The 7,151-nt window shown below is 48.8% G+C and carries 6 protein-coding genes; all 6 read right to left on the reverse strand.

Annotation, left to right across the window (positions count from 1 at the left end; all coding sequences use genetic code 11):
- Positions 1–420 (reverse strand): acetolactate synthase small subunit (gene ilvN, locus VIM87_RS29320; RefSeq protein WP_332000417.1); only part of this gene is annotated, 420 nt, incomplete at its 3' end.
- Positions 421–465: 45 nt separating this feature from the next.
- Positions 466–2,226, reverse strand: coding sequence for a biosynthetic-type acetolactate synthase large subunit (gene ilvB, locus VIM87_RS29325; RefSeq protein ID WP_332000418.1), 1,761 nt, complete (start codon positions 2,224–2,226; stop codon positions 466–468).
- Positions 2,192–3,871, reverse strand: coding sequence for a dihydroxy-acid dehydratase (ilvD, locus tag VIM87_RS29330; RefSeq protein WP_332000419.1), 1,680 nt, complete (start codon positions 3,869–3,871; stop codon positions 2,192–2,194). Before ilvD ends, ilvB begins: the two co-directional genes overlap by 35 nt.
- Positions 3,872–4,134: 263 nt before the next feature.
- Positions 4,135–5,037 carry a branched-chain amino acid transaminase gene (locus VIM87_RS29335; RefSeq protein WP_332000420.1) on the reverse strand — a complete coding sequence of 301 codons (903 nt, stop codon included), beginning with the start codon at positions 5,035–5,037 and terminating at the stop codon, positions 4,135–4,137.
- Positions 5,038–5,446: 409 nt separating this feature from the next.
- Complete coding sequence (locus VIM87_RS29340; RefSeq protein ID WP_332000421.1) at positions 5,447–6,538, reverse strand: aminoglycoside phosphotransferase family protein; 1,092 nt, start codon at positions 6,536–6,538, stop codon at positions 5,447–5,449.
- Positions 6,529–7,151, reverse strand: a 623-nt coding sequence (locus VIM87_RS29345) for a nucleotidyltransferase (protein WP_332000422.1), incomplete at its 5' end; no start/stop codon positions are given. The genes VIM87_RS29340 and VIM87_RS29345, both read right to left, overlap by 10 nt.

Below are 7,151 nucleotides of genomic sequence, written 5' to 3' on the forward strand. Positions count from 1 at the left end.
CAGCTTCTTAAGCATATCTATCAGCTCCTGTTGATGCCCTGTTTTTTCTATCACAAAATACTCTTCGGTGATAGTGAGGATACGGGCGTGGTTATCGCGGATCAGCTGCTCAATATTACCATTTTGCAGCGATTTGGTAGATATTTTATACAAGGCCAGCTCCTGGTACACCACTTCATCCTCTTCATGTACAAAGGCACGGTGTATCTCTATGAGCTTTTCTATCTGGCCCACTACCTTGTCCAGCTTTTCGCGTTCAGACAATACGGTGATGATGAACTTATATACGCCGGGTATTTCCGTTTCAGCCGTGGTAAGGCTGGTGATGTTGATGCCGCGGCGGGTGAAGATAACGGTGATACGGTTAGTGATACCGATACGATCCTCCGTATATACCGTTACTGTATATTCTTTTTGCATGATTGTCTTAAATGTGTTGGTGAAAAAGTGATGGATGAACCGGTACTACTCCAGGCGGATATCTGCAATAGATGCGCCGGAAGGCACCATCGGGAATACATTGTCTTCCTGTTCCACCACTACTTCCAGCAGGTAAGCGCCTTTGTGGTTCAGCATTTCATCAATGGCTGCACCAATATCAGCACGCTCTGTTACCTTTCTGCCGGGAATGTAAAACCCTTTGGCTATCTGCACAAAATCAGGGTTGATCATTTCCGTGGAAGAGTAGCGCTTATCAAAGAACAGCTGCTGCCACTGGCGTACCATGCCCAGGAAGTTGTTGTTCAGGATCACGATCTTCACGCCTATTTCCGACTGGTAAATAGTGCCCAGCTCCTGTAAGGTCATCTGGAAACAACCATCGCCGATAATAGCTACCACCTCTTTTTCCGGTGCGCCCATTTTGGCGCCCATAGAGGCCGGCAGGGCAAAACCCATGGTACCCATACCACCGGAGGTGATGTTGGTATTAGGATCTTTAAAGCCATAGTAACGGGAAGCCACCATCTGGTGCTGGCCTACATCTGTTACCAGTACGGCATGGCCGCCGGTTTTTTCAGAGATCAGGCGAATTACTTCCGCCATTTTCAGCTGCCCTTCTGTGGGATATAATTCTTTCTTCGTTACTTTTTCTTCTTCCTTTTTATCTGCTTCGCGGAAGCTTTGCAGCCACTCATCGTGCTTCTGCGCTTTCACTTTCGGCAGCAGGGCGGTTAATGCGGCCTTTGCATCGGCATGCACAGCTACATCGGCCTTAATGATCTTATTGATCTCTGCGGCATCAATTTCTATGTGCAGCACCTTGGCTTGTCTGGCATAGCTATTAACGTCGCCGGTTATACGATCGTCAAAGCGCATACCTACGGCTATCAATACATCACACTCATTGGTGTTAATGTTAGGGCCATAGTTACCGTGCATACCCAGGTAACCTACATACAGCGGATGATCTACCGGTACGGCAGAGAGGCCCAGTAATGTAGATGCAATGGGGATCTGCGCTTTTTCGGCCAGGGCGATCAGCTCTTTTTCCGCATTGGCAATTAACACGCCATGCCCGCACAGGATGTAAGGACGTTTAGCGCTGTTAATGAGTGCGGCTGCTTCCTCTACCTGCTCCGCCTGTAATTCAGGCACGGGGCGGTAGCTGCGGATGTAATCGCATTTCTTATACTGGAAATCGAATTTGGCAAATTGTGCATTCTTGGTAATATCTACCAGCACCGGGCCGGGACGGCCGTTAGCGGCTATATAAAATGCTTTTGCAATGGCGCCGGGAATATCTTCTGCGCGTGTTACCTGGATGTTCCATTTTGTGATAGGCATGGTAATACCTATTACATCGGTTTCCTGGAAAGCGTCGGTACCCAGTAAGGAGGCTCCTACCTGGCCGGTAATACATACCATGGGGGTAGAATCCATATGTGCATCTGCAAGGCCGGTGACCAGATTGGTTGCGCCTGGTCCTGAAGTGGCAAACACCACGCCTACTTTACCTGATGTACGCGCAAACCCCTGCGCAGCATGGGTAGCGCCCTGTTCGTGCCGGACCAGTATATGATGTACCTGGTCCTGGAAATCGTACAGCGCATCATAGATAGGCATGATAGCACCTCCAGGATAACCGAAAATGGTTTCCACTCCTTCTGCAATAAGGGAGCGGATCACCGCTTCTGCACCGGTAATGTTCAGTGCAGGCGCTGGTGCGGCTGTAACCCGTTTATCAGACGGCTCAGCCTTCATCGGTAACACATCCTTCTGTTGCATTTTTTACAAGTTTTGCGTATTTGAATAATATTCCGTTAGTGGCTTTTAAAGCGGGTTGTTTCCACTGGGCCCTGCGGGCTGCCAGCTCTTCATCGCTTACCTCAACATGTATCTTGTTGCTAACGGCGTCTATTTCTATTATATCATCGTCTTTTACCAGGGCTATGGTGCCGCCTTCAAAGGCTTCGGGCGTAATATGCCCAACCACAAAGCCGTGGGTGCCGCCGGAGAAGCGGCCATCGGTGATCAGCGCCACGCTTTTACCCAAACCGGTGCCCATAATGGCGGAGGTGGGTTTCAGCATTTCCGGCATACCGGGTGCGCCTTTGGGGCCTACCTGGCGTATCACAACCACATCGCCTGATTTTACACGTCCGCTCTGGATGCCGGCTATCAGCTCAAACTCCCCGTCAAATACACGGGCCGGGCCGCGGAAACGTTCGCCTTCCTTACCGGTGATCTTGGCTACCGAGCCTTGCTCGGCCAGGTTACCATACAGTATCTGTATGTGGCCGGTGGCTTTCAGTGGTTTATCCAGCGGGAAAATGATCTGCTGTTTTTCAAAGTCAATATCCGGTACGCTTTCCAGGTTCTCTGCGATTGTTTTACCGGTTACGGTAAGGCAATGTCCGTGCAGGCGTCCCTGTTTTAACAGGTATTTCATTACCAATGGTACACCGCCAATGTTGTGCAGGTCTTCCATCATGTATTTACCGCTGGGTTTCAGATCGGCTATCAGCGGCGTTTTATCGCTGATGGCCTGGAAATCCTGCAGGGTAATAATGATGCCTACGGAGCGGGCAATGGCTATCAGGTGCAGCACTGCGTTGGTGCTGCCGCCCAGCGCTATAATAACGGTGATGGCATTTTCAAATGCTTCACGCGTCATAATATCGCGGGGTTTAATATCCTGTTCCAGCAATAAGCGTATATACTTGCCTGCTGCTAAACATTCCTCATGCTTTTCCTTGCTAAGCGCAGGGTTGGAGGAGCTGTAGGGCAGGCTCATACCCAGCGCTTCTGCTGCGCTGGACATAGTGTTAGCGGTATACATACCACCACAGGCGCCGGCGCCCGGGCAGGAATTTTTTACAATGCCTTTAAAGTCGGCTTCATCCAGCTGGCCGGCCATTTTCTGGCCCAGGGCTTCAAAAGCGGAGATAATGTTCAGGTCCTGGCCTTTGTATTTACCGGGGGCAATAGTACCGCCGTACACCATAATGGCCGGGCGGTTCAAACGGCCCATGGCCATCAGTGAGCCGGGCATGTTCTTATCACAGCCGGGTACAGTGATCAGCGCATCATAATACTGTGCGCCGCAAACGGTTTCAATGGAATCTGCTATCAGATCGCGGCTTACCAGCGAGTAGCGCATACCTTCGGTACCATTGCTGATACCATCGCTTACGCCTATCGTATGAAAAGTAAGGCCTACCAGGTTCTGCGCCCATACGCCCTGTTTTACTTCCTTTGCCAGGTCGTTCAGGTGCATGTTACAGGTATTCCCATCATATCCCATGCTTACCACACCTACCTGCGCTTTTTTCAGATCTTCTTCTGTTAAGCCTATCCCGTACAGCATGGCTTGTGCGGCCGGTTGCGTAGGGTCTTGCGTGATCGTTTTACTATATTTATTCAGTTCCATTGCCGTTGAATTACCAAGTTTCCAGTTTTACAAGAAAAAATAAGCCCCGTATCCCGCTCCAGAGCGGAACTTAAGAGGCTACAAAATAGTTAGTATTCGTGGGAGGCGCCAAACCAACAATTACAGGTTAGCCGGTCTTCAAATCTGTGGTTTTATGGCTCAAACCCTTTACTGTAGTGAAAATCGTATAGGCGAAATTCCGGATTCCAAAGAAATACCGGGATGTGGATTACGGGAATCCACATCCCGGATCCGGTATATTATTACGCTACTTTAGCTTCGCGTTTGAATTCTTTTTCGAGCACACGGGCTTTGTAAGCCTGCTGTAACACTTTACCCAGTGATTCGGAGAAGGGTTTGGAGAAGGATTGTCCGTCCAGGGAATCCCAGCCAATAACTTCTGCTGCGGTACCGCAATAGAACACGCTTTCGGCCTGTTTCAGCTCATCCAGGGTGAATAATTTCTCTTCCAGGGGAATGCCCAGCTCATGGCACAGCTCAATCACTGTGGCGCGGGTAATGCCCGGCAGAATGTGGCCTTTGGGAGGTGTATAGAGCTTTCCGTTCTTTTCAAAGAAGATATTAGCGCCGGGGCCTTCTGCTACATTACCGTTCATATCCAGCAGCAATGCTTCGTCATAGCCTTTTTCCTTGGCTTCCTGAGAGGCCAGGATAGAGTTGATATATAAACCGGCTGATTTGGATTCGATCTGGAAGGCTTTGGGGTTGGGGCGTTGGTAGGAGGAGGTCATTACGCGCAGCAGCTTTTCGCCCAGGTACGCTCCCCACTCCCACGCACATATGAGAATGTGTGATTCGCTGGCGGCTTTCAGGGTCATGTTCGGCGGACAAAACACCAGCGGGCGGATATAAGCTTCCTCCATGTTGTTTAATTCCAGCACTTTGTAACAAGCCTTGATCAGCTCTTCGTTGTTGTACTTGTAAGGAATGTGTATCAGCTCACAGGAACGCTTGAACCGGTCAAAGTGTTCTTCGGCTTTGAATATTTTCACTTCCCCCTTTTCTGTTTTGTAGGCGCGGATGCCTTCAAAAACTGCATAACCGTAGTGCAGGGACTGACCATACAGGTCTATTTTAGCCTCAGCGGCTTTTGCGTACTCACCGTCAAAGTAAAGAATGGTGTTCTCGTTGTAGTAGCTGTACATATGATTTTGAATTATACTTCCTGATTGATTGATTGTTGTTTTACTGTTCTATTTGTTTTAGGCAAAAAAAAAGCCTTCCTCTTTGCGGAGGAAGGCGATCTATATCTTAGTAGTGATTATACACGTCAACCTATCCTCCATACTGGTGGCTTATAATGACAACGACAATCACGACCAGCGTAATAGCCCAGTTGAGCTGCGGTACGATGTGATTGAGTTTATTATTGTCTTTATTTACCCACATGGAGGGACACATTTATTTTACTGTGACTACAAATGTATTAGAGTACGCACGAAAAAACAATATCAGCTAAAAATTTTGATGTTTCGCAACTACGGGGCCTGTTTTTGAAGATATTGAAATTTTTGCTTCGCACTTTAGATGATTTCTATCAAAATAGTAAGAATATTATATATCGTTCCTTGCTTTTCCAAGGCAGGTGCTGATAATTTCCTGCAAAACGGCCTCTTTTTCCAGTAAGCGTTCCAGTAAGGTAAGCTGGTTAATGGCCCGGTTATAGTTATGCTGCGGGTATTTGACGGGGTAATAAACATCCCCGTTCAGATAATCCGTTAAAAAGCGGAGGCCCTGCATATAGATCATAAAGGGGCCTGCATAGAACAGGTGCTCCTTTTCTACTTCTGTGAGCACATCCCCTATTTCTGATAAATAACCATCCATTAAGGCATGATAATATTCCTGGCGGATGCGGATGCGGCTGATATCCGGCTCCTCTTCAGATACGGGGCATACGTAAGTGCGCACCATATCGCCCAGGTCAGAAATGATCTTGCCGGGCATCAGGGTATCCAGGTCACACACGCACAGCCCTTTGTAGGTGCCCTTTTGCAGCAATACATTATTGATCTTGGTATCGTGGTGCATGAGACGGTCCGGGAACTGCGGGTTACCGGTTAAACGCTCGTAGGTAGCGGCAATATCCTTATGCTGCAGAAAGGCCTTTATAAGGTCCGCAGCGGCTGCTTTACGCTCTGCGCCGGCATTTTGCACTGCTTCTTCAAAAGCGTTGTAGCGTAAGGTTAAGTTATGGAAGTTGGGGATGGTAGCCTTAAAACCCTGCATATCAATACCATCCAGGTAACGGGCCAGGCGGCCGAACTGCTGCGCTGCCTGGAAGGCCTGCGCCGGATCATCGGCCTGATCCACCGTCAGTGAGCCGTCAATAAAGGGTATTACGCGCCAGTATTCATCATTGAACACAAACAGGTCCTTACCATCCACCGTGGGCACCGGTGTTATAAACAGGTACTCCGGGTGGTACAGGGACAGGTAATCGGCGGCCATGCGCTGGTTAAGCGCTATGGCCGCCGGTTCCTTAAATACGGCTGTATTAATACGTTGCAGTATCAGGTGGCTTTCGTTCCGGGTTTGCACCAGGAAGGTATTGTTAATATGACCGCTGCCGAATTTTTTGATCTCTGTTTCAGCGCTGTCTATATTAAAGGCCTGCAGGATACTGCCATGCGGTCTTATTTCCATAAGTTATTGGGATATTCTCCTTGAGCTACCAGTGCATTCAGGCTTTCCTGTACGCCGGGAGCATCTTCTTTATAGGTTACGCCAAACCATTTAGAGCTGGTAGGAATAACATTTACCACGCCCAGCTTGTTCTGGATAAAGTGATCCACTACAATGGGAATGAAGAACTCTGACTTAGGATTGCTGATGTTCTTATCCAGGAAGGCTTTGAACTGTTTTTCACTCAGGTCGAATACGGAGGGATGGAAGCCCCAGAAGTTCATGGATACCGGGGTATCAGGAGACAGCGGGTGTTTGGAGCCGTCCGCTTCTTCATATACGATCTGGCCGCCTTCGGGATAGATCTTGGTGCGTTCGTTGATGGCAGAGAGGTTGCCATTAGCATCTGCTGCGCATACGCCACGGGATACGGATCCATGCTCACTCACGGTTTTACCCAGCTCATACCCTATTACTGCATAGGTATCTGCTGCGCATTTGTTATTTAAGAAGTCGGCTGCTTTCTGGAAAGCATCGCGGCCGTAGAAATCATCTGCATTAATTACGGCAAAAGGCTCGTTAATGGCGTTCTTGGCGCATAATACGGCATGTGCGGTACCCCAGGGTTTAGCAC

Source organism: Chitinophaga sp. (assembly GCF_036569125.1).
Lineage (GTDB): Bacteria > Bacteroidota > Bacteroidia > Chitinophagales > Chitinophagaceae > Chitinophaga.